The organism is Pseudomonas sp. D8002, from assembly GCF_013385695.1.
Lineage (GTDB): Bacteria > Pseudomonadota > Gammaproteobacteria > Pseudomonadales > Pseudomonadaceae > Aquipseudomonas.
In genome coordinates, this window is the sequence record NZ_JACAPM010000020.1 from 36,527 (window position 1) to 63,159 (window position 26,633).

Below are 26,633 nucleotides of genomic sequence, written 5' to 3' on the forward strand. Positions count from 1 at the left end.
CAGGGGTCGTGTTCCTCCAGTTCCAGTCAGTTGACCGGCGCGTTTTCGCCTTGGTTGGCGCGGCGTCTTGCGCTCGGTTTGGCGGCCTGTTCCAGCGCCTGCTGGCGCTGTTGCAAGGCTTCCAGCAAACCGAAGTCCTGCGGGAAGTCGTCCACCTGGATCGCGTGATCGCCATATTCCACATAGCGCGCGAGCAAGCTGTCGTCTTCCTCGCTGATCAGGTCCAGCGCCCGCGCCTTGACTCGCCACGGAGTAAACGCCGCACTGGAAATCGGCATTGGCTCGATCAGGCCTTGCTTGATCGCCCCCTTGAGCCGCGCCTCGATCAGCTCCACTTGCGGCAACAGGCGCAAGGCCAGCTCGCCGTAAGCCAGCTTGTCGATTTCCGGCCGAGGAATGTAGGAATTGCCCAGCAAGCGGTCGCGGGTTTCCCCCGGCACCTGCACCAGCTCCGCCACTTGCGCCAACAGGCGATCCGACGGTTTGCGCTGTGGAATACCGAACGGGAACGTCAAGCCACGCACCACCGCCGCCGCGGCTTTCGACGGGTAGTTGTCGAGCACTTCGGCCAGGGCCTCATGGGCGCGCAGCAACGCGTCCTGGGCCGCCCAATGCACCAGCGGCAAATCTGCCTGTGGCCGGCCATCATCCTCAAAACGCTTGAGCACGCAGGACAGGATGTACAGCTGGGACAGAATGTCCCCCAGCCGCCCGGTGATGCTTTCCTTGCGCTTGAGGGCACCGCCCAGCACGCCCATGGAAATGTCCGAGATCAACGCCAACACCACCGACAGCCGATTGGCCTGGCGGTAGTAGGACGCCAACGCCGGATCGGTCTTGCCCGGCACGGAAATCAGCCGTCCGCCCGTCAGCGAATACACTGCGGCACGCACGGTATTGGCCAGCACGAAGCTCAGGTGACCGAACATCGCGCTGTCGAAGTCCACCAGGGCCTTGCGCCGGTCCGTATTGCGCGCCGCTTCCATCTCGCGGAACACATACGGATGGCAGCGGATCAGGCCCTGGCCGTAGATGATCAGGCAGCGAGTCATGATGTTCGCGCCTTCCACCGTGATGGCGATGGGGCTTTGCTGGTAGGCCCGGGCGAGGAAGTTGTTGGGCCCCATGCAGATGCCCTTGCCGGCCACGATGTCCATGCCGTCGTTGACGATGATCCGCGCCCGCTCGGTAACGTGGTATTTGGCGATGGCCGAGATCACCGAGGGTTTTTCACCGGCATCCAGTGACGCCACCGAGACCTTGCGCACCGCGTCGCAGGCATACAAATGCCCGGCCATGCGCGCCAGGGGCGCCTGCACGCCTTCGAACTTGCCGATGGGCAGGCCGAATTGCTTGCGCATCGCCGCATAAGCGGTGGTGCCGCGCACAGCCACCTTGCCCAGGCCGACGTTGGCCGACGGCAGGGAAATCGCCCGGCCAGCCGCCAAGCATTCCATCAACATCCGCCAGCCGTTGCCGACTTGCTCGCGGCCGCCGATCACCCATTCCAGCGGGATAAACACATCCTTGCCGGTGGTCGGGCCATTCTGGAATACGGCATTGAGTGGCCAGTGACGCCGGCCGCTGTTCACCCCCGGATGGGTGGTGGGGATCAACGCGCAGGTGATGCCCAGGGAACCCGGCTGGCCGAGCAGACCGTCCGGGTCTTCGGCGCGGAAGGCCAGGCCGAGCACGGTGGCGATTGGGCCGAGGGTGATGTAGCGCTTGTCCCAGGTCACACGGAAACCCAGCACTTCCTCACCTTCGTGCATGCCCTTGCAGACGATGCCCAAGTCTGGAATCGCGCCGGCGTCGGAGCCGGCATACGGGCTGGTCAGGGCGAAGCACGGGATGTCTTCGCCCCGTGCCAGGCGTGGCAGGTAGTAGTTGCGCTGGGCGTCGGTGCCGTAGTGCAGCAGCAGTTCGGCCGGGCCCAGGGAGTTGGGCACCATCACTGAAATCGCCGCCGCCGAGCAGCGGGTCGAGAGCTTCATCACCACTTGCGAATGCGCATAGTGAGAGAAGCCTTTGCCGCCGTACTGCTTGGGAATGATCATGCCGAGGAAGCCGGCATCCTTGGTGTACTGCCAGCCTTCGGGGGACATGTCTTGCCAGACCTGGGTGGTTTCCCAGTCGTTGGACATGTCGCACAGGGTCTCCACTTCGTTGTCGAGGAAAGCCTGTTCTTCAGCGCTGAGGCTGGCGGGTGCGGCTTGCAGCAGGCGTTCCCAGCGCGGTTTGCCGCTGAACAGCTCGGCGTCCCACCACACGGTTCCGGACTCGATGGCAGCACGCTCGGTGTCGGACATCGCCGGCATGATGCCGCGAAAAAGGCCCAGGGCCTTGCTGGTCAACAGGGTGCGGCGCAGGGGTTTGATCGTCAGCAGCAGCGCGGGCAACACCACCAGCACCGCCACCACGCCGGCGCCGAAACCGGCGACTGCGTTGAACAGGTAACCGGCCGCCAGCCAGACCAGGCCGGCACCCAGCCAGAGGGTGGCAGCGGCTTGTCGATACGCCAGGGCAATCGCTGCTGCGAGTCCCGCCAATAACCAGATAACCATGGGGATACCTCTACTCAATTCAGGGTACGGCCAACGCCCGGGCAGATCGGAATGACCTGTGACGTAAAGCCACACTACAAACTTGAAAAGATAAATTCAAATTTTGTTTTGAAATTTTTATTTAATGCTTGGACGAAAAAATCAAGGGCTGAGCAAGTCAGCCTGATGGATCAAAGGGAACACGTGAGAAATGCCGGAAGAGCAGCAAGATGCGCTTGCCGCCCTCCTTTATCGGCTAGTCAATTCACTTCACTGCACGCGATCAGAACGCGTAAGTCGCTGATAAGCTGACCACCTCCCCTTTGCTGTCGACCTTGCCATCCAGGCGTGCGCCGCCGAGACGATCGACGTTCTGCGTCTTCAACTTGACCTCTTCCACAAACTGCCGGGAGTACGCACCGTCCAGGGTCAGCCCCGGAATAGCTCTTACGGCGTAGCTCAGGCCCAGGGAAGCAAACCAGCGGTCACCGTCAGGAATACGTGGGTCACGTGTGGAGTTACGGGTTGGAGTCTGGTCATTGGCGACACCGGCACGCACGGTCCAGTCGTCGGTGAGTTTGTAGTCACCGCCCACCGACAGCATCCAGACGTCACGGTACTTGTAGGGAATCGACACGATGGTGCTGCCGTCGGACTTCAGGGTCAGGTCCTTGAACGAAGACCATTGCGTCCACATGGCGCTGACACCCAGGGTGAAGCGGTCGTTGAACACGTGCACCCAATCAATCGCGGCATTGGCCGGAATATCCAGCTGGGTTGAGGCGTTGGCGCCATCCGGGTACAGATGCAGGCCCGGGTACGCCTGCTCTACCAGGGTTTTGCCGAAAGCAGGGTTGATATCGGTCATCAGGCTTCTGGAGCCGTCATCGGCATAGATATTGTAGTTACCCTCCAGCTTGTTCTTGATCTTGGCGTGGTAGTTCAGGCCAACAGTATCCTGCAGCGTCGGCTTCCAGACCACGCCGGCAAACCAGCCGACAGAGGTGTTATCTACCTTGACCCGCATCAAGGCATGCCCAACCCCTGAAGGAAAGGGTGCACCGCCCAATCCTGGCGACAAGGCCGCCGCTGCCAGCAGGTCGACGTTCTGGCTGACGAAGCCACTACTGTGCTGCACGATGGCGCCACCACCAATGGAGAACTGGTCGTTGACCTTGAACGACAGCGAGCCCGTCACACCTACCGTTTCGATCTTGGTGTCGACGGCGAAGTCGCGACCCTTCCAATCCGGGTCCCAGGTACTTTTCATGCCTTGAGGGACAACAGCGCTAAAGCCGAGCGCAAAACGGTCATTGAGCGGAATCACCGCAAAGCCGGTAGGCAGCCAAGCGGTGAAGCCTGCTTCGCCGCCGTTGCCTGTGCGCGGGGTTGAGGTAGGTATACCTGTCAACGGATCAATGACGCTGGAACTGCTCGGATCTCCCTTGTAGTCGTAAGCACTGCCCTTGTACTTGATATTGACGCGGGCGTAATCGACGGTTTGCTGCACGATAGTGTGATCAATAAATGCCATGGCAGCCGGGTTGTTGTACGCAGCTGAAGGGTCATCCTTGAACAGCGAACCACCACCAAAGGCACGGCCCCAGCCCTGCGCGCCATAGGTCGGGGTAGCAAAACCACCTGCCTGCGCCGGAGCGGTAATCATCAGCCCCCCCAGCAATGCGAGCCCCAATACAGCCTGCACCTGTTGTTTTTTATTATTCATGCGGCACTCCTTATTGTTATCAAACTGAGCCTGCTCGAGCCGGCTCGTCTTGCTGCTTCGTTTGCCCGTTCAGGGGCATATTTCAACCTTTGATCTGATGATCAAGTTCAAGGACTAATAGTGAGGACTGGCGAAGGCTTGAAACTGAATGCCGTGATTCGGCAGCTGTCGCTTACGGTGTGAGGGCTAAGGAGGCTAAAGGTGTTATCAGCAGCACTCCATTGCGTGGTCAACGTACTTGGAGACGCGCACGTGTCGGAGAAGAACTTCTCGGCGAAACCTGAAAGTGTTGCGGTGCTGGCATTCGTCGGTACGAGGGTCCACGGCAGATTAAGCGGCCCGGAAACTCCGCACAGTGCGTTGCCCGTAAAAGTGGCACCGGTGATGGTCGCACTTGAACCGTCGGAAGCGACCTTTCCGGTCAGCGCGACTGTGCAAGGGACGGGTGTCCATACCAAAAGTTTTACTGCGGTAGAGATCGAGCCAGTGGCAGTAAATGCGGCGCCCGCCTGGGCAAACGATGCCGCGTGGGTCATTGAGGATGTGAATGCCAGGCCAAGCAGCAGCGCAGTTAGAGAAATACGTGTGGTAAGGCTTTGCATTGTCTTAGTCCCCAGACTTTTTATTGTTATCCACCGGCTCCGCCGGCATCAGTTACATGGCCAGACACCTCGCCTGAGGCGCAAGCCGATCAAAATTCGTTTATCAAGGATTTATCATCAGGTATGGCATTGCGAAGCGCATCGACACAACTTCACAGCTACCGGGAAGTACCTGATTGATTGCATAAAGATTTAAGCCATCGGTGTTATTGAAGAGAGAAACGCTAATAGTTGCAGGACCGCAGTTAGTACCAGGAATGATTGGCGGAAGGCTCGCCACAGTGAAACTGACATTAGATAATGCGCCGAAAGCACTGGCTGTTGGACTCAATACCCATGGCAAGTTACTGACACGATACATGGCACACAGGGCGTTGCTGCCGGCGATATAAACACTGGTCAGACTTGCCGTGGAACCATCGTGGGATACCCGCCCAACAAACTGGATATTACACGTTACAGGTGTCCTCATCGAAGACGGCGACTTCAGCGTCAGGGTGCCGTTAACGGTGGTAAATGATTGGTCGGCAGGAATGAAAGACGCCGCGTTGGCCATCGAAGCCGCACAAATGCACATTGCAACAGCAGTAGCACCCACGAACGTTTTCAAGCTTTCCATGTTTTTCCACCTGTCTGGTGACGTATTCACCAAGCGCAATGAACGGTGTTGTCAGCCGATCCGTTGGCTGTCCATCCCTGAACAAGCGCCTCTCGCGAGGCGCCTGCCTTCCATCGGGGTGATCAACCCTTTTTACGGAGTACGCCTATCAAGGAATTACCACGGCACCCGGTGCGGTGAGGCTCAGCGACACCACGGTGCAACTGCCGGTCAGCGTCTGGTTGGTTGCAGTGATCGTGCTGGAAGCTGGGCTGGCAGTTGACGCCAGGCCCACGGCAATAGTGGTCGGGCCGCAGTTGGTGGCAGGAATGATTGGCGGTGCACCTGCGATGGTGTAGCCAACGTTGGTCACGGTACCCGCAGTAACGGAGGTAGCCGATAGTTTCCATGGCAGGTTAGTCATCTTGGGCAATGCGCACAGGCTGTTGGAACCCGATACGGTGGCGCTATTGATATTGGCAGTACCATCGGCGTTAACAACACCCTGGAAAAGAATGTTGCAAGTCACTGGCTGCTGAAACGACGACGGCGATTTGACCGTAATGCTGCCGTTAGCGGTGATGCTTGCACCAATAGGGCTGAAAGACGCCGCACTGGCCATCGAAGCAGCACCCATGCAAACAGTCAAAGCAGTCAAAGACACGAGGGTTTTCAAGCTTTTCATTATTTTTCCTCACATGTTATGGCGAGTCATTTCGCCAGGGGTAATGGCCATGATCGAGAGGTCACGGTGAATCTGCAGAACTTCCCTTTCCAGCCAAATTTCAATTCAATTACCGCTACAACATCCCACTGTTACTCAACAACTTTGAAACTCGGCGGCATCTTGATCGACACCGTCTTGATCTTGCAGTCTTCGCCGATAGGCACATTCGACGCTTCCAGCTTGCCGGTGGCGTTATCCCAGGTTCCATCGGCAGTAGAAGGCCCGCACTTGCCGCCCAAACCAAAGGCATGCACATCCACGGCGATCTTCGACATCGAGCCGCTCCTGGTATCTTTAGCCACCAATACCCACGGCAAGTTGATGGCTTCGACCCGGCTGCACTTGAGGCCGCCGTCGAACTCAACTTTGTCGACATTTACTGACGACCCATCCGCCGCCACTTTGCCGGCGACCTTGATGGTGCAATCCGCGCTGATCAGCGCGCCTTTGGAAAAGCTGATGGGGCCCTGGGCAGTAAACGCGCTGCCGGCAGGTTCGATACGGGCGGCCTGGGCCTGGTGGTAAACGATCAGGCCCAGCGCGGCCAATACAATGTGCGTGGTGAACTTGGCAGGGTTTTGCATGGTGTACGTCCTTCCCTTCATTTTATTTTTTGTTCGGGTCAAACAACTGTCTTGCAACTAAGCCGTACTGGAAACCGGTAAAGCCTGGGCGATGAAAACCTGCGCGATACACAGATCCCGAGTACGCCCTACAACTGACTGCTTTCGTTAGAAGGGTCTGGTGGTGTTGCTGTACTTCTCCAGGTACTTCAAACGCTGTGAAGGTTGAAGATTGGTCAGGGTAATATCCCCGGCGTAATGATTAAGTACCCGGTGATCCATGCGTCGTCGCCACAAGTACGGTACATACGCCCAGACAATCATGCTGGCATAACCGTATGGAAGTTGCGGCGATTCATCAAAATGACGCAGTGACTGATAACTTCTGGTTGGGTTGGCGTGATGGTCGGAGTGCCGCTGCAGTTGGAACAGAAAGATATTGGTGACAATCCGATTACTGTTCCAGGAATGCCGTGGCGAGCAACGCTCATAACGACCGTTGGGCAACTTCTGGCGTTTCAGGCCGTAGTGCTCGACATAGTTCACCACTTCCAGCAGCGAGAAACCGTAGATGCCCTGGATGATCAGGAATGGAATCACTGCCGCGCCCAGCCAGGCAATCATCGCGCCCCACAACACCACGCTGTACATCCAGGCGCTGAGTACGGCGTTCTTCCAGTGCCAGGCCGGCAGGCCGAGTTTGCGCAGGCGTTCACGCTCCAGGTTCCACGCCGAGCGGGCGCTGAACCATACCGAGCGCGGCAGGAAGGCCCAGAAGCTCTCCCCCAACCGCGAACTGGCCGGGTCTTCCGGGGTGGCGACGCGCACGTGGTGGCCACGGTTGTGTTCGGTGTAGAAGTGCCCGTAGAAGGTCGGCGCCAGGGTGATCTTGGCCAGCACGACTTCCAGCAGGCGCGGCTTGTGCCCCAGCTCATGGGCGGTGTTGATGGCGATGCCGGTGGCAGCGCCAGTGGACATTGCCATGCCCAGGTAGGTGAACCAGCTCACCTGGCCATGCAGCTCGGTGCGCGCGGTGATGAACGCGGCGGTTTTCGCCAGCCAGCTCGACGGGTCCAGGGTGGCGGTGGCATGCAACAGGCCGCCATTGATAATCCAGTCGATACCGCCTGCGGCCAGCCACCCGGTGACCACCAGGGATGAGATGACAAACAGCACGCCGGTGTAGACGATCCAGCGGTAGTAGCTTTGGGATTCGAGGTTGCTGACGGCGGACTCGGGCGGGTTGCTGACGTCTTCACCCAGCAGGCCGTCGATCAGCGGGATCAGGCCGAAGATCACCAGCACACCGACCCACCACAGTTGTTGCACGCCGGTAGTGATGGCCAGGGCACCAGAGAGAATTGGGGTTGCCAGGGGCATGATGCCGAGCCACCACAGGTGGCGCTTGCCGTCGGTCCAGACGTTCGGGGCAGCCAGGGTCTGATTCATGGCAGCCTCCGCACGACGCAGGCAGGCAGGGAGCAAAAATCAACACTGGACAGGTACACGGAGCGGTGACTGCCCCGAGAATTCAACCATGCGATAAAAGGCGTTTTTTTCATTATTTTATTCGCTCTTAGGCATTTCAAAAATTGTTTCAAATTAGACATTGAAATAATTTTTTTAAATAAATAGCGCGGAATCGTTAGGTCGTCAACTAGTTTCTTGAACCCTTTTGAACGTGACCGGGCAGTCTCTTTTTCAGCCGTTTGGTCAGGCGTCTAGAGCAAGCATTGACGAGTTCGAACCGCGAGTTCAGTCGCACAATTATTTACTCGCCAACGCAAACGGCGTGTGCAACACCGTGGCGCTTTCCGGCGGCCGGACGCGCTTGGCTATCTGCTCGACCACCGCCGCGACACGCTCGGTGGCCGTGATCGGCAACATATGCCCGCGCCCTTCCACCAGCTGCAGCTTCAGGCCCGGCACCAGGCTGGCCAGGGCCTGCCCGTGTTTGCGGAAATCCAGCACCTTGTCCTGCGCGCCATAAATCAGCCCGATCGGCAACGTCAGCTGCGGGTAGCGCTTGACCATGTCCGGCAGGAAATCGTTGACCAGGTTGATCTCGGTGGAGGCGGCATAGAAGTTCTCGGGCCGCATGCCCAACAAGCCGCCGCCACGGGTGGCGAAGTCTTCCGGGGCCGGGTCGGGGGCAAACACGCCCTTGACCACCGAGCCTTTGGTCAGCAATCCGATCGGCATGGTCAGGGTGTGCGACATAAAGCGTCGCAGCCATCCCGGGCGTATCGCCAACGACATAAACACCAGCGGCAGCAGGCGCTGGGGATGGGTCAGGGGCGCCACCAGGATCAATCCGGACACCGCGTGGGGATGGTCCAGGGCCAGGGCCAGGGCAATCGCCCCGCCGAGGGAATGCCCCAGCACCAGCGGCTTATCCAGGTCCAGCGTCTGGATAAAGCTGGCGACTTGCCGAGCCTGGCCAGGCAGGTCCGCGGCCGTGCCGGCATGCCGGGTGGAATAACCCGACCCCGGACGATCCACGGTGATCACTCGAAAGTGCTCACGCAATTGGGCAGACAAGGCGTACGTCAAGTTGCGACTGCTGCCCATCAGCCCGTGGATCATCACCAGCGGTGGGCCCTTGCCCTCGTCTACATAATGAAAGCGCTCGCCGTTGATCTCCAGAAAGCGCCCGTTGATCGGAACAGCAGCCTCTATACGCCGTGTCATCCGGGCACTGAAGGCCCACAACACTACGCTTAACCCTACACACACACCCGCAGCGACAACCCACTCGACAGCCATAGCTCGGTCCTCTGCATCCCTGCGTTGCTGGCGGCCCGACCGGTATTGGTCAAGGCCTCAGCCATCGTCCACCCTGGACCTTAACTGTGTGCGTACAAGCTCTCGTCCGTCGGATGAGTCGCACATGAGGAACTGGGTCGTAGCCTAGACGATATTTTCAGGTAGATTATTTAAAATCTTTTTTAAAATAAATAATTCAATTTTCCTTTGCAATGGTGTTCTATCTAAAAAGCCAAAACAAAAACAAGGAGCACATCCGATGTCGACACCCGTAAGGCGCCACCGGCCCACGAGGGACAGCCTATGAATGCCCATGACACCATCGACATCGCCATCATCGGTTCCGGATTTGCCGGGCTGTGCATGGCGATCAAACTCAAGGAAGCCGGGTTCCACGACTTCTTTATTGCCGAACAGGCCGATGCTCTCGGCGGCACCTGGCGGGACAACCACTACCCCGGTTGCGCCTGCGACGTGCAATCCCATGTCTATTCGTTTTCCTTTGCGCCCAACCCGGACTGGACCCGGCAATTTGCGCCACAGGCGGAGATTCGCGCCTACCTGGAGCAGTGCGCCCGGCGCTTCGAACTGGTGCCGTTCCTGCGCTTTGGCATGGGCCTGGAGAAGGCGGTATTTGATGAGGCGCAACAGCGCTGGAGCCTGAGCTTCAGCAATGGCCGCCAGGTGAGTGCGCGGGTGCTGGTGTCGGGAATGGGCGGCCTGTCGCGCCCGGCACTGCCGGATATTCCGGGCCTGGACAGCTTCAAGGGCAAGCGCTTCCACTCCCAGCAGTGGGACCACGAGTATTCATTGAAGGGCAAGCGCGTGGCGGTGATCGGCACCGGCGCCAGTGCCATTCAGTTCGTGCCGCAGATTGCGCCGCAGGTGGCCCACCTGGACCTGTTCCAGCGCACCCCGCCGTGGATCATGCCCAAGCCCGACCGGCCGATTTCACGCTTCGAGCGCTGGGCATTCAAGCACCTGCCGTTCACCCAGCGCCTGGTACGCGGCGCGTTCTATTGGGCACTGGAAGGTCGCGTGGTGGGCTTTGCCCTGCACCCGCGCCTGATGAAAATGGTGCAGAAAATCGCCGTGCGCCACCTGCACAAACAAGTGGCCCGCCCTTCCCTGCGCAAGACCCTGACGCCGGACTACACCATCGGCTGCAAGCGCGTGCTGATCTCCAACGACTACTACCCGGCCCTGTCCCGCAGCAATGTGCAGGTGGTAACCGACAACGTGCTGCGCATCGAGGCGGACGGGGTGATCACCGCCGACGGCATCAAGCACCCGGCCGACTGCCTCATCTTCGGCACCGGCTTCCAGGCCACCGATCCGCTGCCCCGCAACTGCATCATCGGGCGCCACGGCATCGACCTGATGGACACCTGGCAAGACGGCGCCCACGCCTACCTGGGCACCACGGTGCCGGGCTATCCAAACCTGTTCCTGATCGTCGGCCCCAACACCGGGCTGGGGCATAACTCGATGATTCTGATGATCGAGGCCCAGGTCACCTACATCCTCGATGCCCTGCAGCAAATGCAGCGCCATCGCATCGCCACGGTGGACGTCAAGCCGGCGGTGGAACTGGCCTACAACGCCAGGCTGCAGGAAAAACTCAACGGCACCATCTGGTCCACCGGCGGTTGCAAGAGCTGGTACCTGGACCCACGCACCGGCAAGAACACCACGCTGTGGCCCGGCTCCACCTGGCGTTTCAAGCAGGTCACCCGGCATTTCGCCCTCAAGGACTACGTCGCCAGCCTGGTGCCGATACCGTCCACCGCGCGCCCGGCCGCAACGACCCACACCACCGCAGAAGGGAGCCTGTCATGAAGTCATTCAACGGTCGCGTGGCGGCCATTACCGGCGCCGCTTCCGGCATGGGCCGCGCGTTGGCCCTGGCGTTGGCGCGTGAAGGCTGCCACCTGGCGCTGGCGGATAAAAACAGCCAGGGCCTGGAGCAGACCGTCGCACTGATCAAGGCCCAGGTGCTTGCACCGGTGCTGGTCACCTCGCAGGTGCTGGACGTTTCCGAGCGCCAGGCCGTGGAAGACTGGGCCGCCCGATGCGCCGCCGAACATGGCCAGATCAACCTGATCTTCAACAACGCCGGCGTCGCGCTGTCGAGCACCGTCGAAGGCGTGGACTACACCGACCTGGAATGGATCGTCGGGATCAACTTCTGGGGCGTGGTGTACGGCACCAAGGCCTTTTTGCCGTACCTCAAGGCCAGCGGCGATGGGCATGTGGTCAACACTTCCAGCGTGTTCGGCCTGTTCGCCCAGCCGGGCATGAGCGGCTACAACGCCACCAAGTTCGCCGTGCGTGGTTTTACCGAGTCCTTGCGCCAGGAACTCGACCTGCAAAAAAGCGGGGTCTCGGCCACCTGCGTGCACCCTGGCGGGATCCGCACCGACATCTGCCGCAGCAGCCGGATCGACGCCAACATGACCGGCTTCCTGATTCACAGCGAACAGCAGGCCCGGGCCGACTTCGAAAAGCTGTTCATCACCGACGCCGACCAGGCCGCCAAAGTGATCCTGCAAGGCGTACGCAAAAACAAACGCCGCGTGCTGATTGGCCGCGACGCCTATTTTCTGGACCTGCTCGCCCGCTGCCTGCCTGCCGCCTATCAAGCGCTGGTGGTGTTGGCCAGCAAACGCATGGCGCCCAAGCAACGCAATGCGCCCTCGCCCATCCTTGAAACCAACGAAGAGCACCGTCTCTGAACTGGAGTACCGACCATGCTGCCGATTCGCCGCGACCTCCGTTTTGCCCTGCCGGCCGAACGCATCAAGGACTGGCATGAACAAGGCCCGTTCATTACCCACTTTTTCAACGCACTGTCGTTGCTGTTTCCCCAGGGCGAACTGTTCTTCATGGACAGCGTGCGTCACTACCGCCAGCGCATCGAAGACCCGGAGCTGAAGAAAGAAATCCAGGGTTTCATCGGCCAGGAAGCCATGCACAGCCGCGAGCACGTGGCCTACAACGACCTGCTGCAAGCCGCAGGGCTGCCGGCGAATACCCTCGACCGTCGGCTGAAGATGATCCTCGACGCGCAAAAGAAATACCTGCCCGCCTCCTTCAACCTGGCGGTGACCATTGCCCTGGAGCACTACACCGCGATGCTCGCGGAAATCCTCCTCAGCGACCCGTCGCGGTTCGGGGATTCGGTCAAGGGTTACCAGCAGATGTGGTACTGGCATGCCCTGGAAGAAACCGAGCACAAGGCGGTGGCGTTTGATGTGTGGAACAGCGTGATCAAGCCCGGGCCCAAGCGTTATCTGCTGCGCACTTCCACCATGCTCATCACCACGGGGCTGTTCTGGCTGACGATCCTGGACTTTCACTTGCGCCTGTTGTTTGCCGACCGGCGTTCGGGCGGGCATTTGAAGGGCTTCTGGCGGATGCTCAAGTTTCTGTACGGACCCAAGGGCGTGTTCCCGCGCATGGCGCTGCCCTGGTTGCATTACTTCAAGCCCGGGTTCCATCCCTGGGACCACGACAACCGGGCACGCCTGGCGGGCATTGACCGCCTGGTGGAGGAGATCGAGCAGGCCCATAAAGGTTATGGGCCCGCCTGAGTCCGCTTAGCGCTGGGTCGGGATCCGAATATCGCCATCCCGGCACTGGCTCTTGACGCTGCGCGGGCAGCCGGCAAACGCCAGGTCCTTAGTCAGGCACACCCGCACCTCGGTCAGCACGGCACCCTTGCAGATCACCGCAAGGCCATGGTTGCCCATGGCCGGGTTGCTCTCGCGAAACAGCGCTTCGATGTCCCGCGCGCCCAGGCCGCTTCGGACATTGAAGGGCTCAAGCTGCTGCGGGATCTTGACCACGCTGAGCGCTGCATCGGTCTTGTCCAGGTAAGCCGACGCCTCAAGGCCGCTGCAGGTGCCGTGCTTGGCCCATTCATGCCTGAGCAGTTTGGGCGACGGGAACAGCGTCCTGCCCCGGGCGAAGTCTGCATCCGACAAGCGCGACTGCCGCTCACACGACGCCGGCCAGCCGCCCTTCGCGTACTGCGGCCACAGCCCATGCAGGACAAACCCGTAGCCCTTGCCCGAACACTGCTGGTCGTCCGGGTGCGTCAGGCAGAAGGTCGGCGACCAGGACAGCGACAACACATAAAAGTCAAACTCCCCGGCCTGCCCCTGGGCCCGCGGCGCTGCTGTCGCGGCCCCGGCCAACGCCAGGCAAAGCACAATCCAGGCTGCTTTCATTTTCATCCGTTCATTCCTTAAAAAGACAAAATTAAAGCACCGCTAGACCGCCAGGTTGGGGTTACGTTGTAGCACCCGGTCCATGACCCGGTCGGTCTTCAACGCCTCGATCGCCAGTGCCGGGTGTTTGCTCTCGCCGCGAATATGCGCATTCATCCCCAGCACGTGATGCCACTGGATATGTGCATGGTTGGGCACCTCCAGCACCTCGCTGGTCTCGCCCTCAAGCCGCAACGGCGCCTCATCGAACACCGAAAACGTGATGCGGCCCTTGCTGCCGATCATCTCCACCCGGTCTTCGCGCCGGTCGGCGACAAAGTTCCAGCAGCCCATGCCCAGCGCGCCCGAGGCGAAGGTCCAGCAGGCGGTGACGGCATCTTCGGCGGCGTAGCGCCCGGCCTGGCGCGCGGTAAACCCGGCCACCTCGACGATATCCCCGACCAGGTACTGGAACAGGTCAAAACCGTGGCTGGCCAGGTCGGCAAAATACCCGCCGCCGGCAATCGCCGGGTCGGTGCGCCAGTTGGCACTGCTGGCATCGTCTTCCGAAGGCGGCTTGCACAGGGTCCAGGTCAGATGACGCAATTCGCCGATGCGCCCGTCCTGCAGCCAGTCCCGCACCTGCTGGAAGCGTGGCAGGGAACGCCGGTAATAGGAGACAAACAGGTGCAGCCCGGCCTGTTCGAAGGTGCGCTGCATCAGCGCGCTTTGCTCGGCATTCAGGGACATGGGCTTCTCGACGCAGCAATGCTTGCCGGCAGCGGCCACCATCAGGCTGTATTCGAGGTGGCTGTCGGGCGGTGTGGCGATGTAGACCGCGTCTACTTCCGGGTCGTCGATCAGCGCCTGGGCGTCAGTGTAGAAACGGGCAATGCCGTGGCGTGCCGCATAATCGCGCACGGCCTCCTCGCGCCGCCCCATCACGGCCACCAGCGCAGAACCTGGCGCTTTGTAGAAGGCGGGTCCACTCTTGAGTTCAGTGACATCGCCACAGCCGATCATGCCCCAGCGTACGGTGTTCATCTGCATCTCCTTCAGGTGAGTTTTTTTCGATGGGGCAGTATCGGTGTTTTCCGGCCCCCTCTCCACCCTGCCGGATAAAGACTGAGCATGACAATTGCATTACACTTTTATGACAATCATCCAGCTGCGGGGGCACAGACGATGAAAATAAGGGCCACGGTGATTTGCGAGCACGACGGGCACATCCTGTTCGTGCGTAAAGCCCGCTCGAAATGGGCATTGCCCGGCGGCAAGGTCGAGCGCGATGAGCGGCCAGTGGGCGCGGCCGCGCGGGAGCTGGAAGAGGAAACCGGGCTGAACGTGGACGGTTTGCTGTTATTGCAGGAGCTGAAGGCCAGCGACACCCTGCACCATGTGTTCGAGGCGTCGGTGGTGAATATCGAAGATGCCCGGCCCCTGAGTGAAATCAAGGAATGCCAGTGGCATCCCTACAGTCGCCTGGATGACCTGGACACCACCCAGGCCACCCAGAAAATCGTCAAATCCTTCCTGCGCCGTCTCTAGTCGGGAACGAACGGCAGCGCACGCTTGTGAGCCGTCTTGAGGTAAGCGCTCTCGACAATCGTCCTCACCCGCTCACTCACCGCCTCGCCCATCAGATAGCGGTCGATCTCGTCATAGCTACAACCATAAGCCAGCTCATCCAGCTTCCCAGGGGCCAGTTCTTCCAGGTCGGCGGTCGGTGCCTTGGCCACCAACTGCCGTGGCCCGCCAAGGGCGCTGGCTAGCAGGCGCACCTGGGTCTTGGTCAGCCCTGAGAGCGGCGCCAGGTCGCAGGCGCCGTCACCGAACTTGGTAAAAAATCCCATCAGCGCCTCCGCGCCATGGTCGGTGCCCACCACCAGGCCGTTGTGCAGGTTCGCCACGGCGTACTGCGCCATCATCCGCGCCCGGGCCTTGACGTTGCCCTTGATAAAGTCGATGCGTTCGGCGCTGGCTTGCGCGGCAGACAGGCTGCCCATCAGCCCGTCGACGCAGGCGGCGATGTTCAGCGTCTCGATCCGGTCCGGTGCGATAAAGTCCAGGGAAGCCTGGGCGTCGCGCTCGTCCGCCTGGGTTTTATAGGGCAGGCGCATGGCAATAAACCGCGCCTCGTAGTCTTCGTTGCGCAGTTGTTCCACTGCCAGTTGGCACAGCCGCCCGGCGGTCAGTGAGTCGACACCGCCGCTGATGCCCAGCACCAGCGCATGGCAGCCGGACTGGCGCAAGGTGCCCTTGATGAAGTCGATGCGCCGTTGCAGCTCAGCGCCCTCGCCTCCCTTGCCGAGCAGCCGGTTGATCTTCAGTTCTTGTGCGATACGTGCCTGAGTGTCCATGTCACACCCCCAGTTGCGGATTGACGTTGCCGACGTTGAACACCTGCGCCGCATACTGCAGGAACGAGGCGTCTTCGCAGACGTTCTTGATCGGGTCATCGGAGAATTTCACCACCGGCTCACCGTGCACCCGCACCAGTTTCATCACGATGCTCAGCGGCTCCACTCCGTCGACATCACAGGCCAGGCTGGTGCCCATGCCAAAGCCGAACTTGGCCTTGCCCCGCACGTGCCGCAGGATCGGCAGGCATTTCTCGAAATTCAGGCCATCGGAGAACATCAGGTCCTTGGTCATCGGGTCGATGCCCAGCTCCTTGTAGCGGGCCAACACCTTGTCGGCCCAGACGATCGGGTCACCGGAGTCCTGGCGCAAACCGTCGTACAGCTTGGCAAAGTACAGGTCGAAATCCTTGAGGAAAAAGTCGGTGCTGATGCAGTCGGTCAGGGCGATACCCAAGCGCCCACGGTATTCGCGCACCCAGTTTTCCAGCGCCGCATTCTGGCTTTCCCGCAGCCGCCCCAGTTGCTGGTGCACCATCAGCCACTGGTGGGCCATGGTGCCGATCAGCGGCAGGTCGAATTCGTAGGCCAGGTGCGCATTGCTGGTGCCGATGAACTGGCCGGGAAAGTCGCGGCGCATGATGTCGACCACTTCACGCTGGGCCTTGAACGACAACCGCCGGCGGGTGGAGAAGTCCGAGACACGCAGGTCGGCCAGTTCGTCGCGGGTGAGGTTTTTCTCCAGCCAGTCGAATTTCTGGTAGAGCTTGCGGGTGACGTCTTCGAGGCTGACGTCGGGGTATTTGTCGCGGTTGCGCAGCTCGCTGACCAGGGCCAATACCGGCTGTTCGAACATGATGCAGTGCAGCATCGGGCCGACCACGCGGACGTTCAGTTGGCCGTCGATTTCACTGACGTGGATATAGCGCAGGTTGAAGCGGAACAGCCCCAGGAAGCGCTCGAAATCCGGGGTCAAGTACTCACGGCGCTGGTTGAACAGAAAGCGCAGCTCGCCTTCGCGCATGCTGAGGCCGGCGAGTTTTTCCAGCTCCACCCGCAGCTCGGGAATCAGGTGCCCCAGTTTCTCTCTGGAGCGGACGATGAACTGGTATTCCACATCGACATTCGGGTGCTGGTGCAACACGGCCTGCATCATGGTGAAGGTGTAGTAGTCGGTGTCCAGCAGGCCCTGGATCACAGCGTTTTCGTAGTCGTATGCACTTTCCATGAGGTACTCCTTAACGCGCGGCCATCGCGGCCAGTTCTTCCCGATTGCGGGTAATTACAACGCCTGCTTGTTGCAAATGGCTGACCGCCTGCACACCGCCCTCCTCGCTGATGCCACGGCATGCCGGCAGGTGCAGGATCACCTCGAAACCGGCCTTGAGCAGTTGCAAGGCGGTGGTCTTGACGCAGTAGTCCAGGGCCAGGCCGCCGACAATCACACGCTGGATGCCCTGGGCATTGAGGTATTCGATGACGCCGGTAGAGAGTTTGTCGTGGAGGTCGTGGTAGCAGGCGCCGTAGGGATGCAGGTCGGGTTCGACGCCCTTCCAGATGAAGTAGTCGTAGTCATAAGGCGTGGGCAATTCGTCCAACAGGGTGAAACCTTCAGTGCCGGGCACACAGTGGGCGACCCAGGTGACATCGGCATGTACCAGCCCGGTGGGTTGCAGCATCTCGCTGTGCTGTTGCACCACCCAGGGCGCGTGCGGGGTATGGGCGTCCTTGCTGCCGACACGGCGCGCGGCGAGGCTGGCCATGTAATTGAGCTCGGCGCCGATCTGGTCACCGCCAGCGACCGGCAATTCGTTGGGGCACAGCGGTGTGAAGCTCTTCTGGGCGTCAACGTCGAATGAGGCGATAGCGTTCTTAGAGACGGTCATGGTCGTGTTCTCCTGTGGCCTGAATATAAAAGTACACGTCATGTACTTTCATGGCAAGAAACATTTTGTTATCTATCCTGGATCAAGTACACGACACACCCGTTTGATCCGTTAGACTGTGCCCCACCGCTGCCAACAGGACCCGACATGCCAGACCACGCCCCAACCCTTAGCGCCTACCTGCACACCGTGGACTTGTGCGTGCTGTTCTATTGCCGTGCATCCGGGGAACTGAAGATATTGCTCAACCAGCGCGACGCCGAGCCCTTCGCCGGGCACTGGGCCTTGCCCGGTGTAGTGGTGAATGGCGGCGTGCAAGATCTGAGCCTGCAGGATGCCGTGGAGCGGTTGCGGGCCAGTGACAAGGTTGGGTTGCCGCTGGCCTGGTATGAGCAAGTGGGGACGGTGGGCGATGCGTTTCGCGATCCGCGCTGCTGGTCGTCGTCGACCTATTACCTGGCGATCGTGGCTGATGAGGTGGAGCTGGGGGGGCATCAAAAGTGGTGCTCTGTTGATGCCGTGGCGACTGGCGGGGTCAAGCTGCCCTTCGATCACAACGCGATTGTGGCAGCGGTACAGGAAAGGCTGTTTTCCAAGTCGCTGTACAGCAGCTTGCCATTGATGTTTTTGGGCAATGAGTTCAGTGCGCCGGAGGCGACTACGATCTTTTCGCTGGTATTGGCGCGGCCGGTGCTGAAGACCAGTATCCGCCAGCGGTTGCTGAAGTTGACCGAGGCCGGTTTTTTGCGGGAGACGGGGCGCAAGAAGCATGGCGAGGGCGGACGGCCGCAGGCGACAGTGGAGAATCTGAAGCCTGGGGCGGTGTACTTCTTTGATCGCAGCTTTGCCGAATAAGACCAAGCCCCCTTCCCAGGACAATGAAGATCAACTGTGGGAGCGGGCTTGCTCGCGAATGCGGAGTGTCAGTCGCCGGATAGATTGACTGATACACCGCTTTCGCGAGCAAGCCCGCTCCCACCTTTTTTGATCTGCGATGGTTCGAGGAGCTGCGTCCCGCTCAATTCATCCAGTTGCCGCCGTCGACGTTGTAGGTCTGGGCAACCACGTAGTCGGCTTCTTTGGACGCGAGGAAAACCGCCATTCCGGTCAAATCCTCGGCAGTCCCCATCCGCCCAAACGGTACCTCTGCTCCTACGCGCTTTTTCTTCTCGCCCAGCGGCAGCCCTTCGTGCTTGGCAAACATCGCGTCCACCCCGTCCCAATGCTCGCCGTCCACCACTCCCGGCGCGATGGCGTTCACGTTGATGCCCTGCTTGATCAGATTCAGCCCCGCCGATTGCGTGAGGCTGATCACCGCCGCCTTGGTCGCGCAGTACACCGCCACCAGAGGCTCACCCCGGCGCCCGGCCTGGCTGGCCATGTTGATGATCTTGCCGCCATGCCCCTGCTTGATCATCTGCCGGGCCGCCGCCTGCAAGGTGAACAACGTACCGGCGACGTTGATCGAGAACAGCCGGTCGAAGCTCTCGCGGGTGATGTCGGTGATGGGCGCCAGGTCGAACAAGGCGGCGTTGTTGATCAGGATGTCGAGCTTGCCGGCCTGCGCCACCACGGCGGCAATCGCGGCATCGATGGACGCCTGGTCGGTGACATCCATCGCCACCGCGTAGGCTTTCGGGCCCAGCTCCGTGGCGGTGGCCCGCGCCCGCTCCAGGTTGATGTCGGCGATGGCGACGGTCGCGCCTTCGTTGATGTAGGCCTGGGCAAACGCCCGGCCAATGCCCCGCGCGCTGCCGGTGACCAGCGCACTTTTACCTTCCAGTCGATTCATCAATGCAGTGTCCCTGAGGTGATTATTTCGGGTAGCCGGCGCGTTTCATTTCACGCTCGGTGGTGGACTGCGCCTCGGCCAGTGCCTTGTCGACCGTCATGCCGCCGGTGAGCGCTGCCGAAAACAGCTTGCCCACCGAGGTGCCGATGGCCTGGAACTCGGGGATCGTCACGTATTGGATGCCCACGTACGGCACGGGTTTGGCCGACGGGTGCGCGGGGTCGGCGTGTTGCATCATCTGCAACGTCACCTTGGCGAACGGCGCCGTGGCCAGGTACGCCGCGTTGTAGGTGGACTGGCGCGTGCCCGGCGGTACGTTGGTGATGCCGTCCTTATCCGCTACCAGCTGGATGTATTCCTTGGAGGTGGCCCAGGTGATGAAGGCCTTGGCGGCGTCCTTGTGTTTGGAGGTGGCCGGGATCGCCAGGGACCAGGCGTACAGCCACGACGAACCCTTGTCGGTGACCTCGGTGGGTGCGGCGGCAAAACCCACGCTGTCGGCGACTTTGCTTTGGGTTTTATCGGTGGTGAACGAGCCGGCAACGCTGGCGTCGACCCAGATCGCGCATTTGCCGCTGTTGAACAGCGCCAGGGTTTCGTTGAAACCGTTGCTGGAGACGCCCGGCGGGCCATAGTTTTTCAGGGTGTTGACGTAGAAGTTCGCCGCCGCCGTCCACTCGGGACTGGTCAGCTCGGGTTTCCATTGTTCGTCGAACCAGCGTGCACCAAAGGCGTTGGCCATGGTGCTCAGCAACGCGATGTTTTCACCCCAGCCGGCCTTGCCCCGCAGGCACATGCCGTATTGGTCCTTGGCGGGCTGGTTGAGCTTGGCGGCGAACTCGCCCAGCTGGGTCCAGGTCGGATGCTCGGGCATCGCCAGGCCGGCCTGCTTGAACAGGTCGGTGCGGTAATAGGTGACGGTGCTTTCGCCATAGAACGGCAACGCGTAGAGGGTGTTGTTCACCGACAGGCCCTGGCGTACCGCGGGGAAGATGTCTTCCACGTCGTAGTCGGCGGGCAGCGGCGTGATCGGCTCCAGCCAGTGTTTGGCACCCCACAGCGGGGTTTCATAGGTGCCGATGGTCAGTACGTCGAATTGGCCGCCCTGGGTCGCGATGTCGGTGGTGAGGCGTTGGCGCAGGACGTTTTCTTCGAGCACCACCCAATTGAGTTTCACCTCGGGGTGCTGCTGTTCGAACACCTTGGACAGGCGCTGCATGCGGATCATGTCACTGTTGTTGACCGTGGCGATGGTCACGGTTTCGGCAGCATGTGCGGCCATCGCGAGCGTGAGGCCGGAGAGCAGGAACAGCGCTTTCGGAATCTTGAGCATGGCGGTTTCCACATATTGTTTTTGTTGTTGACGGCCCGATTACAGCAGCTTGCCCAAGGCCGGACAAACGACTGGCGGATGCCCGGCTGATACTTTTTTAACCGCATCGCCAAGATCAAAAAAGTATCAGTGGCGGGCAAAACCCGGGGTAGCGGCTACTTGGACAAAGGGCGTATTTTGGTCCCATTCCAAAAAGCCCAGAAGGGCCAAGCCCATGCCTGCAAGCCGATCCGCCCTTTTCGAGCAGCGCCCCGCCGAGCTGGAAGTGATTCTTGCCGAGCCCGAGCATGGCTTTCGCTGGTACGAACATGACTATCCGTTCGAGCTCGCCCGCTGGAACCATCACCCCGAATTTGAAATCCACCTGATCCGCCAGGGCAGCGGCAAGCTCGTGGCGGGCGACTATATCGGTGCGTTTGGCGCCGGCCATGTCGCACTGATCGGCCCCGACCTGCCCCACGACTGGATCGGCGACCTGGCCCTCGGCGAGTACCTGACGGGGCGCGATGTGGTGTTGCAGTTCGACGGTGCCGCATTGCTGGCCCTGCGCACCACGCTGCCTGAGCTGGGCGACCTGCAAGGCCTGTTTGACCGGGCCCGGCGCGGCCTGGAATTCACCGGTGAAACCGCCCTGAAGGCTGCGCACCTGCTGGAGTCCATCGGCCCCGCCGAGGGCCTGGCGCGCCTGATTCTGTTCATCCAGTTACTGCATACCTTGGGGCAGGCACCCTCCGGGGAAGCCCATTGCCTGGCCAGTGCCTGCTACACGCCAAGCCTGGATGCCCGCAGCTCGGAGCGTATCCACAAGGCCTTCGAATACCTGATGACGGAATTGACCGGCGACCTGCGGCTGTCGGTGATCGCCCAACGGCTGGACATGAGCGAACCGGGCTTCTCGCGTTTTTTCAAGCGCGTCACCGGTCACGGCTTTATCGACCTGATGCGCAAGTTCCGGGTGCAGCGCGCCTGCCGACTGTTGCTGCAAAGCGAAATGTCAGTGGCCGATATCTGCTTTGAAGTGGGCTACGCCAACCTCTCCAACTTCAACCGGCACTTTCGCATCGAGATGAACCAGACGCCCAGCGAATATCGCCGGGAAACCGCGATGTACCTGTTTAACCGCAATGGTGATCAGGCGCTGCCGTTTACCAAGGCGCATTGAGCCAGGCGTGCCACTTCCAGCTCCCCATCGGCGCGGTGTCGCTGGTCATCCTCCAGAAACCACGCCGCCGACAAACCGGCGTGCGCCACCACCCATTGCAACAGGCGCTGGCGCTCCAGGCCCGCAGCCCCGGCGATGATCTCGACCTGGCGTGTAAATCGCACCGGATCGGTGCAAGTGGGCAAATCCGGATTGCAGATCAAATTCGCGTAGTCATAGCCACGCTCGCCGGCCACCCGCTTGGGATCAATCGCCAGCCAGCCCCGGGGGCCGAAATCGAGGATGTTGTCGTGGTGCACATCACCGTGCAGCACCACCGGTTCCTGAGGTGACGCCAGCAGGCTGCGCGCCGTGGCGGCACACTCGCGTATCCGCCCGCCTTTACCCTCAGCGGCGAGCCACAGGGAGCGGAACCAGAGCTCCAATGAGTGCAAGCCCGCCGGTGGCGACGGGCGCGGCGCATGCAACAGCACCACGGTGGCGCAGGCAATGCGGCTGGCTTCATCGTCCTGGCCGTTGAGGGCCATGTGCATCAGCGAACCCGGGCCGGTTGCGCGCTCCATCACCACGGCATCGCCGTCATGGAAAAACACGCGGGCGGCGCCCTTGCCGGCCCACCAAGTCATCAATTCGCCGCCGAGCTTTTCCTCGGGCTCGCGGGCGATCTTGAGCATCGCCGGCTGCCCGTCCCAGCGCACCGGCAGCAGGTCGCTGCCGGGGGTGATGATGGCGTCACCCTCGGGTGTCAGGTTCCAGCGTTTCAAATAGTGATCGAACATCGGGCGACTCCCAGTGCGAGGTCCTGCAGGATGCCACACACGCCTTTACCCGGTCCGTTACGTTTCTGACCAAAAGGCCGACTATTTCCCACTTTTCTCAATTCCTTCATGCAATTGACACAAATTGGTACAACCTGTGCAAACGTTTGCGGAACGAACTTGGCAACCAGGTTCACCTCAACCCGAAGAATCGGGCCCCAACCGCGTACGAACAGGGATTTTCAATGCAACCCACTTCCAGACGATCCGCGTCGGCTACCCCTTTTGCTGTTTCCCTGCTACTGGCTGCCGTTACGGGAGTACTCAGCGGACCCATTTTGGCGCAGGAAAAACCCACCGATGACTCAGCACAGGGCGAAGCCCTGGCCCCGGAAGCCAGCCCGTCGAAAAAAGGCGTGTACCTGTCGGACTGGTTCAACCAGGACCTGACGGTGATCGGCAGCAAAGACATCAGCTTCGGCCCCAAACCCGCCGATGACGTGTACCTGGAGTACGAATACTTCGGCCGCAAGGGCCCGTTCGAACTGTATGGCTACGTCGACATCCCGAAGATCTTCGGGATCGGCAACAGCAACGACAAAGGCGCGTGGGACCACGGCTCGCCGGTGTTCATGGAGCACGAACCGCGCATCTCCATCGACTACCTGGCCGGTCGCAGCCTGGCCATCGGCCCGTTCAAGGAATGGTATGTAGCGTTTGACTGGATCTACGACCACGGCAGCAACAAGGACAACCGTGCCAACACCTTGTACAGCGGCCTGGGCACCGACATCGAGACCCACTCGCGGGTCAACCTGTCGGCCAACTTCTATGGCCGTTACCAGTGGGAAAACTACGGCGCCAGCAACGAATACTCATGGGACGGCTACCGTGCGCAGATGAAATACATCGTGCCCATCGGCAGCTTCGACAATGGTGCGTCGCTGACCTATATCGGCTTCACCAACTACGATTTCGGCTCGGATCTGCACAAAGACAACCCCGCGCGCACTGCCAACTCCCTGGTTGCAACAAACGTGCTGTTGTATTCGTTCACTCACCTGCGTTTCACCCTGGTAGGCCGTTACTTCCACAACGGCGGCAACTGGGAAGACGGCAGCGAGCTGAACTTTGGCGACGGCAATTTCCGCGCTCGCTCCAACGGCTGGGGTTACTACGCCGGTGTGGGCTATCAATTCTGAGTGTGAACAAGGAGCAGTAGATGAAGACCTTTACCCGCCTTTCAATCGCCATCGGCCTGGCCGCCGGGGCGCTGTTGCCGCATGTCGTGCTGGCTGATGCCCCGGCCCCGATCAAGCCCAAGGTGATGCTGATCACCATGTTCGCCCCCGAAGCGCAGAACTGGATCGACCGCCTGGAACTCAAGCAGGAAGTTCGCGTGCCAGGCTTGTCGGCCGAGTATCCAGTGATCCGCTGCAACACCCAGGACGTGTGCCTGCTGGTGACCGGCATGGGCCAGACCAACGCTGCCGCCTCGACCCTGGCGCTGGCGTTGTCGCCCAAGTTCGACCTGCGCCAGAGCTACTTCCTGATCGCCGGGATCGCCGGGATCAACCCGCACCATGGCACCATCGGCACCGCCGCGTGGGCCCATTACCTGGTGGAATTCGGAACCCAATGGGAACTGGATTCACGGGACGCGCCGAAGGACTGGCCGACCGGCTATATCGGCATCAATACCAAGGGGCCGAACGAGAAGCCGCCGCTGGACTACAAGACCGAAGTGTTCGAGCTCAATCCCAAGCTGCAAGCCAAGGCGTTTGCGCTGTCGCAAAAAGTCGAGCTCAGTGAAAGCAAGGAGTCCACGGCCTGGCGCAAACACTATCCGTACGCGCCGGCCAATCAGCCGCCGCAGGTCACCCAGTGCGACACCCTGGCGGGCAATACCTGGTTCTCCGGGACGCGCCTGAGTGAGCGCGCCGAGGTCTGGACCAAATTGCTGACGGACAATAAAGGCGCGTACTGCACCACCCAGCAGGAAGACAACTCCACCTATGAGGCGTTGCTACGAGCCAGCCGCGAAGGTTTGGTGGATATCCAGCGGTTGGCCGTCGTGCGGGCGGGTTCCGACTTTGACCGGCCATACCCAGGCTACAGCGAAGTGGACAACCTGCTGAAGTATGCGGACCAGGGCGGATTTGTACCGGCGCTGGAGAACCTGTATCGCACTGGTAATCCGCTGGTACAAGCGATCCTGAAGAACTGGTCGGCGTGGGAAAAAGGCGTTCCCGAAGCCTGAATAAAGATCAAATGTGGGAGCGGGCTTGCTCGCGAAAGCGGTGGATCAGTGCCGAATGTATTGGCTGACACACCGTATTCGCGAGCAAGCCCGCTCCCACACAAGCCCGCGCCCACAATAAGCGGGTCAGGGCAGGAAGATAATCTTGTCGGCACTGCCCTGGTTCACTTGCTCAAAGCACTTCACACCGTCGGCCAGCGACACTTCTCGCAAACCAGTCGGCAGCGGCAACAAATCCTCATCGAAGAACCGCCCGAACTGCTCCAGCATCACGGCGCATTGCTCGCAGTTGTAGAGCAGCGAATTGATCCCCACCACCGAACCACCCTTGCGATACAACGCCAGGGCCGGCAGTTGCACGTGCCCGTCCACCGGCGCGGCGATGATCGCGATACGGCCAAAAGGTGCGAGTGCCGCCACCGCTGCCGGCAACCAGAAGCCGGTGGTGTCAAAGATCACATCGGCGCCCGTACCGAACAGCGCATTGACCTGCCCTCCCAGCGCTTCCGGCTGGCCCAGTAACAAGCCCTCGAAACCCTGCTCGCGCAAGGCCTCGACCTGTTCCGGCCGACGCACGGCCCCGAGCACCTGGGCCCCACGAATCTTCGCCAAGGCCAGTGCCGCGCTGCCTACAGCCCCATTGGCACCAATCACCAGCAAGCGCGTGCCTTTGGTTACACCGCTGCGCTCAAGCGCATCCCACGCCGTGGTGTACGGCACGCCGAGACTGGCGGCCTGGGCAAAGCTCAGGTGGCTGGGCTTGTGCGCCACGCCCTTGGCCGACACGGTGAGGTACTGGGCGTGGGAACCGTCGGCGAAAAAGCCCAGGTCGCGACCCGTGCCCCAGACTTCCTGGCCAACGAGCTCCTGCGGACCTTCCACCACCACCCCGGCAAAGTCCCGCCCGGGAATGCGTGGCAAGGTGGTGTAGGGGAAACGCCCGAGCACGTTCTTCACGTCGCTGGGGTTCAGCCCGGCAGCCTTGATCTGCACCAGGACTTCACCGGCCGCCGGCACCGGCGTGGCGACATCAACGTAAGCAAGGGCAGCGAGATCGCCGGTGGCGGAAAATTGCAGTGCTTTCATGACCAATATCCATCGAGGTTAAAAAGGGTTTCAGGAGAACCAGGCGCTGACCATTTGCCGGCCCATGGGCCAGAGCTTCTCGCCCATCAGCATGCCCATCAGCCCGATCAGGGCGATGGCAGGAGGCGCAGGCGAGCGAAAGTCCAGGGCACCGTAAATCACGCCGACCAACAGGCCGATGGCCAAGGAAATCAGGTAATTCATGGAACACTCCGCAGCAAGGGTTGATGCGGTCAGTGTAGGGGGCCTGAAACCGAAGC

26 protein-coding genes are annotated in these 26,633 nt (G+C 60.8%); 8 read left to right on the plus strand and 18 right to left on the minus strand.

The window, feature by feature from the left end:
• Nucleotides 1-26: 26 nt before the first annotated feature.
• The 8 genes from HX807_RS11860 to HX807_RS11895 form a co-directional block, all read right to left on the minus strand.
• Nucleotides 27-2,564, minus strand: coding sequence for an acyl-CoA dehydrogenase (locus HX807_RS11860; protein WP_008437148.1), 2,538 nt, complete (start codon nucleotides 2,562-2,564; stop codon nucleotides 27-29).
• Between the two features lie 262 nt (nucleotides 2,565-2,826).
• Nucleotides 2,827-4,269 (minus strand): outer membrane protein transport protein, encoded by a 1,443-nt coding sequence (locus HX807_RS11865; RefSeq protein ID WP_008437147.1) that lies wholly within the window; start codon nucleotides 4,267-4,269, stop codon nucleotides 2,827-2,829.
• A gap of 107 nt (nucleotides 4,270-4,376) precedes the next feature.
• The gene (locus HX807_RS11870; protein WP_008437146.1) at nucleotides 4,377-4,871 is read right to left on the minus strand and encodes a hypothetical protein; all 495 of its coding nucleotides are present in this window, start codon (nucleotides 4,869-4,871) and stop codon (nucleotides 4,377-4,379) included.
• A 103-nt stretch (nucleotides 4,872-4,974) separates the two neighbouring features.
• On the minus strand, nucleotides 4,975-5,490 hold the full coding sequence (gene praB, locus HX807_RS11875; protein WP_087694131.1) for an alkane oxidation protein activator PraB: 516 nt from the start codon (nucleotides 5,488-5,490) through the stop codon (nucleotides 4,975-4,977).
• Between the two features lie 148 nt (nucleotides 5,491-5,638).
• On the minus strand, nucleotides 5,639-6,154 hold the full coding sequence (gene praB, locus HX807_RS11880; RefSeq protein ID WP_008437145.1) for an alkane oxidation protein activator PraB: 516 nt from the start codon (nucleotides 6,152-6,154) through the stop codon (nucleotides 5,639-5,641).
• Nucleotides 6,155-6,285: 131 nt separating this feature from the next.
• A complete protein-coding gene (gene praA / locus HX807_RS11885) occupies nucleotides 6,286-6,780 on the minus strand; it encodes an alkane oxidation protein activator PraA (RefSeq protein WP_177019417.1) in 495 nt (164 codons plus the stop codon).
• Nucleotides 6,781-6,927: 147 nt separating this feature from the next.
• A complete protein-coding gene (locus HX807_RS11890; RefSeq protein ID WP_102369301.1) occupies nucleotides 6,928-8,208 on the minus strand; it encodes an alkane 1-monooxygenase in 1,281 nt (426 codons plus the stop codon).
• A gap of 318 nt (nucleotides 8,209-8,526) precedes the next feature.
• Complete coding sequence (locus HX807_RS11895; RefSeq protein WP_177050057.1) at nucleotides 8,527-9,525, minus strand: alpha/beta fold hydrolase; 999 nt, start codon at nucleotides 9,523-9,525, stop codon at nucleotides 8,527-8,529.
• A gap of 303 nt (nucleotides 9,526-9,828) precedes the next feature.
• On the opposite strand from HX807_RS11895, the gene HX807_RS11900 reads away from it, so the two are divergent.
• From HX807_RS11900 to HX807_RS11910, 3 genes are read left to right on the plus strand one after another with little or no spacing between them, the layout of a single operon-like run.
• A complete protein-coding gene (locus tag HX807_RS11900; RefSeq protein WP_177050058.1) occupies nucleotides 9,829-11,364 on the plus strand; it encodes an NAD(P)/FAD-dependent oxidoreductase in 1,536 nt (511 codons plus the stop codon).
• Nucleotides 11,361-12,260, plus strand: a complete 900-nt coding sequence (locus tag HX807_RS11905; protein ID WP_177050060.1) for an SDR family oxidoreductase — start codon at nucleotides 11,361-11,363, stop codon at nucleotides 12,258-12,260. Before HX807_RS11900 ends, HX807_RS11905 begins: the two co-directional genes overlap by 4 nt.
• A gap of 15 nt (nucleotides 12,261-12,275) precedes the next feature.
• Complete coding sequence (locus tag HX807_RS11910) at nucleotides 12,276-13,118, plus strand: metal-dependent hydrolase (RefSeq protein WP_003214649.1); 843 nt, start codon at nucleotides 12,276-12,278, stop codon at nucleotides 13,116-13,118.
• A gap of 6 nt (nucleotides 13,119-13,124) precedes the next feature.
• On the opposite strand, the gene HX807_RS11915 is transcribed toward HX807_RS11910, so the two are convergent.
• Entirely contained in the window at nucleotides 13,125-13,763 is a 639-nt protein-coding gene (locus tag HX807_RS11915) for a ribonuclease T2 (protein ID WP_371316470.1), read from the minus strand.
• Between the two features lie 36 nt (nucleotides 13,764-13,799).
• Nucleotides 13,800-14,780, minus strand: a complete 981-nt coding sequence (locus HX807_RS11920) for a Gfo/Idh/MocA family protein (protein WP_087694134.1) — start codon at nucleotides 14,778-14,780, stop codon at nucleotides 13,800-13,802.
• Nucleotides 14,781-14,921: 141 nt separating this feature from the next.
• On the opposite strand from HX807_RS11920, the gene HX807_RS11925 reads away from it, so the two are divergent.
• Complete coding sequence (locus HX807_RS11925) at nucleotides 14,922-15,284, plus strand: NUDIX hydrolase (protein WP_102369305.1); 363 nt, start codon at nucleotides 14,922-14,924, stop codon at nucleotides 15,282-15,284.
• Here HX807_RS11925 and nadE read toward each other — a convergent pair.
• From nadE to HX807_RS11940, 3 genes are read right to left on the minus strand one after another with little or no spacing between them, the layout of a single operon-like run.
• On the minus strand, nucleotides 15,281-16,096 hold the full coding sequence (gene nadE, locus HX807_RS11930; protein WP_134326838.1) for an ammonia-dependent NAD(+) synthetase: 816 nt from the start codon (nucleotides 16,094-16,096) through the stop codon (nucleotides 15,281-15,283). The two genes, HX807_RS11925 and nadE, sit on opposite strands and share 4 nt — an antisense overlap.
• A 1-nt stretch (nucleotide 16,097) precedes the next feature.
• On the minus strand, nucleotides 16,098-17,324 hold the full coding sequence (gene pncB / locus HX807_RS11935; RefSeq protein WP_003208126.1) for a nicotinate phosphoribosyltransferase: 1,227 nt from the start codon (nucleotides 17,322-17,324) through the stop codon (nucleotides 16,098-16,100).
• A 10-nt stretch (nucleotides 17,325-17,334) separates the two neighbouring features.
• The gene (locus HX807_RS11940; protein ID WP_003208124.1) at nucleotides 17,335-17,982 is read right to left on the minus strand and encodes a nicotinamidase; all 648 of its coding nucleotides are present in this window, start codon (nucleotides 17,980-17,982) and stop codon (nucleotides 17,335-17,337) included.
• Nucleotides 17,983-18,129: 147 nt separating this feature from the next.
• Between HX807_RS11940 and HX807_RS11945 the strand changes: the two genes are divergently transcribed.
• The gene (locus HX807_RS11945) at nucleotides 18,130-18,837 is read left to right on the plus strand and encodes an NUDIX hydrolase (RefSeq protein WP_008437074.1); all 708 of its coding nucleotides are present in this window, start codon (nucleotides 18,130-18,132) and stop codon (nucleotides 18,835-18,837) included.
• Between the two features lie 163 nt (nucleotides 18,838-19,000).
• On the opposite strand, the gene HX807_RS11950 is transcribed toward HX807_RS11945, so the two are convergent.
• Together HX807_RS11950 and HX807_RS11955 are read right to left on the minus strand one after the other, a co-directional pair.
• Entirely contained in the window at nucleotides 19,001-19,774 is a 774-nt protein-coding gene (locus HX807_RS11950; RefSeq protein ID WP_008437073.1) for an L-iditol 2-dehydrogenase, read from the minus strand.
• Between the two features lie 22 nt (nucleotides 19,775-19,796).
• The gene (locus HX807_RS11955) at nucleotides 19,797-21,107 is read right to left on the minus strand and encodes a sugar ABC transporter substrate-binding protein (RefSeq protein ID WP_177050062.1); all 1,311 of its coding nucleotides are present in this window, start codon (nucleotides 21,105-21,107) and stop codon (nucleotides 19,797-19,799) included.
• A gap of 214 nt (nucleotides 21,108-21,321) precedes the next feature.
• On the opposite strand from HX807_RS11955, the gene HX807_RS11960 reads away from it, so the two are divergent.
• Nucleotides 21,322-22,269: an AraC family transcriptional regulator gene (locus HX807_RS11960; RefSeq protein WP_177050064.1), complete on the plus strand. Its 948-nt coding sequence runs from the start codon at nucleotides 21,322-21,324 to the stop codon at nucleotides 22,267-22,269.
• On the opposite strand, the gene HX807_RS11965 is transcribed toward HX807_RS11960, so the two are convergent.
• Entirely contained in the window at nucleotides 22,239-23,048 is an 810-nt protein-coding gene (locus HX807_RS11965; RefSeq protein WP_177050066.1) for an aminoglycoside phosphotransferase family protein, read from the minus strand. The two genes, HX807_RS11960 and HX807_RS11965, sit on opposite strands and share 31 nt — an antisense overlap.
• Nucleotides 23,049-23,272: 224 nt before the next feature.
• Between HX807_RS11965 and HX807_RS11970 the strand changes: the two genes are divergently transcribed.
• Together HX807_RS11970 and HX807_RS11975 are read left to right on the plus strand one after the other, a co-directional pair.
• Nucleotides 23,273-24,229: a nucleoside-specific channel-forming protein Tsx gene (locus HX807_RS11970; RefSeq protein ID WP_032899590.1), complete on the plus strand. Its 957-nt coding sequence runs from the start codon at nucleotides 23,273-23,275 to the stop codon at nucleotides 24,227-24,229.
• 20 nt (nucleotides 24,230-24,249) lie between these two features.
• Nucleotides 24,250-25,287: a purine nucleoside permease gene (locus tag HX807_RS11975; protein ID WP_177050067.1), complete on the plus strand. Its 1,038-nt coding sequence runs from the start codon at nucleotides 24,250-24,252 to the stop codon at nucleotides 25,285-25,287.
• Between the two features lie 126 nt (nucleotides 25,288-25,413).
• Here the strand turns inward: HX807_RS11975 and HX807_RS11980 are convergent, their stop codons facing one another.
• Both HX807_RS11980 and HX807_RS11985 read right to left on the minus strand, forming a co-directional pair.
• Complete coding sequence (locus HX807_RS11980; protein ID WP_177022769.1) at nucleotides 25,414-26,373, minus strand: zinc-binding alcohol dehydrogenase family protein; 960 nt, start codon at nucleotides 26,371-26,373, stop codon at nucleotides 25,414-25,416.
• A gap of 30 nt (nucleotides 26,374-26,403) precedes the next feature.
• Nucleotides 26,404-26,577 carry a DUF1427 family protein gene (locus HX807_RS11985; protein ID WP_003208108.1) on the minus strand — a complete coding sequence of 58 codons (174 nt, stop codon included), beginning with the start codon at nucleotides 26,575-26,577 and terminating at the stop codon, nucleotides 26,404-26,406.
• Nucleotides 26,578-26,633 lie beyond the last annotated feature (56 nt).

Excerpts from the sequence above, each read along its gene's own strand:
- HX807_RS11865 (WP_008437147.1), bottom strand. The coding sequence starts at position 4,269 with ATGAATAATAAAAAACAACAGGTGCAGGCTGTATTGGGGCTCGCATTG.
- HX807_RS11870 (WP_008437146.1), bottom strand. The coding sequence starts at position 4,871 with ATGCAAAGCCTTACCACACGTATTTCTCTAACTGCGCTGCTGCTTGGC.
- HX807_RS11890 (WP_102369301.1), bottom strand. The coding sequence starts at position 8,208 with ATGAATCAGACCCTGGCTGCCCCGAACGTCTGGACCGACGGCAAGCGC.
- praB (WP_087694131.1), bottom strand. The coding sequence starts at position 5,490 with ATGGAAAGCTTGAAAACGTTCGTGGGTGCTACTGCTGTTGCAATGTGC.
- HX807_RS11920 (WP_087694134.1), bottom strand. The coding sequence starts at position 14,780 with ATGAACACCGTACGCTGGGGCATGATCGGCTGTGGCGATGTCACTGAA.
- HX807_RS11910 (WP_003214649.1), top strand. The coding sequence starts at position 12,276 with ATGCTGCCGATTCGCCGCGACCTCCGTTTTGCCCTGCCGGCCGAACGC.
- HX807_RS11940 (WP_003208124.1), bottom strand. The coding sequence starts at position 17,982 with ATGACCGTCTCTAAGAACGCTATCGCCTCATTCGACGTTGACGCCCAG.
- HX807_RS11915 (WP_371316470.1), bottom strand. The coding sequence starts at position 13,763 with ATGAAAATGAAAGCAGCCTGGATTGTGCTTTGCCTGGCGTTGGCCGGG.
- nadE (WP_134326838.1), bottom strand. The coding sequence starts at position 16,096 with ATGGACACTCAGGCACGTATCGCACAAGAACTGAAGATCAACCGGCTG.
- HX807_RS11975 (WP_177050067.1), top strand. The coding sequence starts at position 24,250 with ATGAAGACCTTTACCCGCCTTTCAATCGCCATCGGCCTGGCCGCCGGG.
- HX807_RS11955 (WP_177050062.1), bottom strand. The coding sequence starts at position 21,107 with ATGCTCAAGATTCCGAAAGCGCTGTTCCTGCTCTCCGGCCTCACGCTC.
- HX807_RS11980 (WP_177022769.1), bottom strand. The coding sequence starts at position 26,373 with ATGAAAGCACTGCAATTTTCCGCCACCGGCGATCTCGCTGCCCTTGCT.
- HX807_RS11985 (WP_003208108.1), bottom strand. The coding sequence starts at position 26,577 with ATGAATTACCTGATTTCCTTGGCCATCGGCCTGTTGGTCGGCGTGATT.
- HX807_RS11970 (WP_032899590.1), top strand. The coding sequence starts at position 23,273 with ATGCAACCCACTTCCAGACGATCCGCGTCGGCTACCCCTTTTGCTGTT.
- HX807_RS11950 (WP_008437073.1), bottom strand. The coding sequence starts at position 19,774 with ATGAATCGACTGGAAGGTAAAAGTGCGCTGGTCACCGGCAGCGCGCGG.
- HX807_RS11945 (WP_008437074.1), top strand. The coding sequence starts at position 18,130 with ATGCCAGACCACGCCCCAACCCTTAGCGCCTACCTGCACACCGTGGAC.
- pncB (WP_003208126.1), bottom strand. The coding sequence starts at position 17,324 with ATGGAAAGTGCATACGACTACGAAAACGCTGTGATCCAGGGCCTGCTG.
- HX807_RS11860 (WP_008437148.1), bottom strand. The coding sequence starts at position 2,564 with ATGGTTATCTGGTTATTGGCGGGACTCGCAGCAGCGATTGCCCTGGCG.
- HX807_RS11925 (WP_102369305.1), top strand. The coding sequence starts at position 14,922 with ATGAAAATAAGGGCCACGGTGATTTGCGAGCACGACGGGCACATCCTG.
- HX807_RS11895 (WP_177050057.1), bottom strand. The coding sequence starts at position 9,525 with ATGGCTGTCGAGTGGGTTGTCGCTGCGGGTGTGTGTGTAGGGTTAAGC.
- HX807_RS11960 (WP_177050064.1), top strand. The coding sequence starts at position 21,322 with ATGCCTGCAAGCCGATCCGCCCTTTTCGAGCAGCGCCCCGCCGAGCTG.
- HX807_RS11965 (WP_177050066.1), bottom strand. The coding sequence starts at position 23,048 with ATGTTCGATCACTATTTGAAACGCTGGAACCTGACACCCGAGGGTGAC.
- praB (WP_008437145.1), bottom strand. The coding sequence starts at position 6,154 with ATGAAAAGCTTGAAAACCCTCGTGTCTTTGACTGCTTTGACTGTTTGC.
- HX807_RS11905 (WP_177050060.1), top strand. The coding sequence starts at position 11,361 with ATGAAGTCATTCAACGGTCGCGTGGCGGCCATTACCGGCGCCGCTTCC.
- HX807_RS11900 (WP_177050058.1), top strand. The coding sequence starts at position 9,829 with ATGAATGCCCATGACACCATCGACATCGCCATCATCGGTTCCGGATTT.
- praA (WP_177019417.1), bottom strand. The coding sequence starts at position 6,780 with ATGCAAAACCCTGCCAAGTTCACCACGCACATTGTATTGGCCGCGCTG.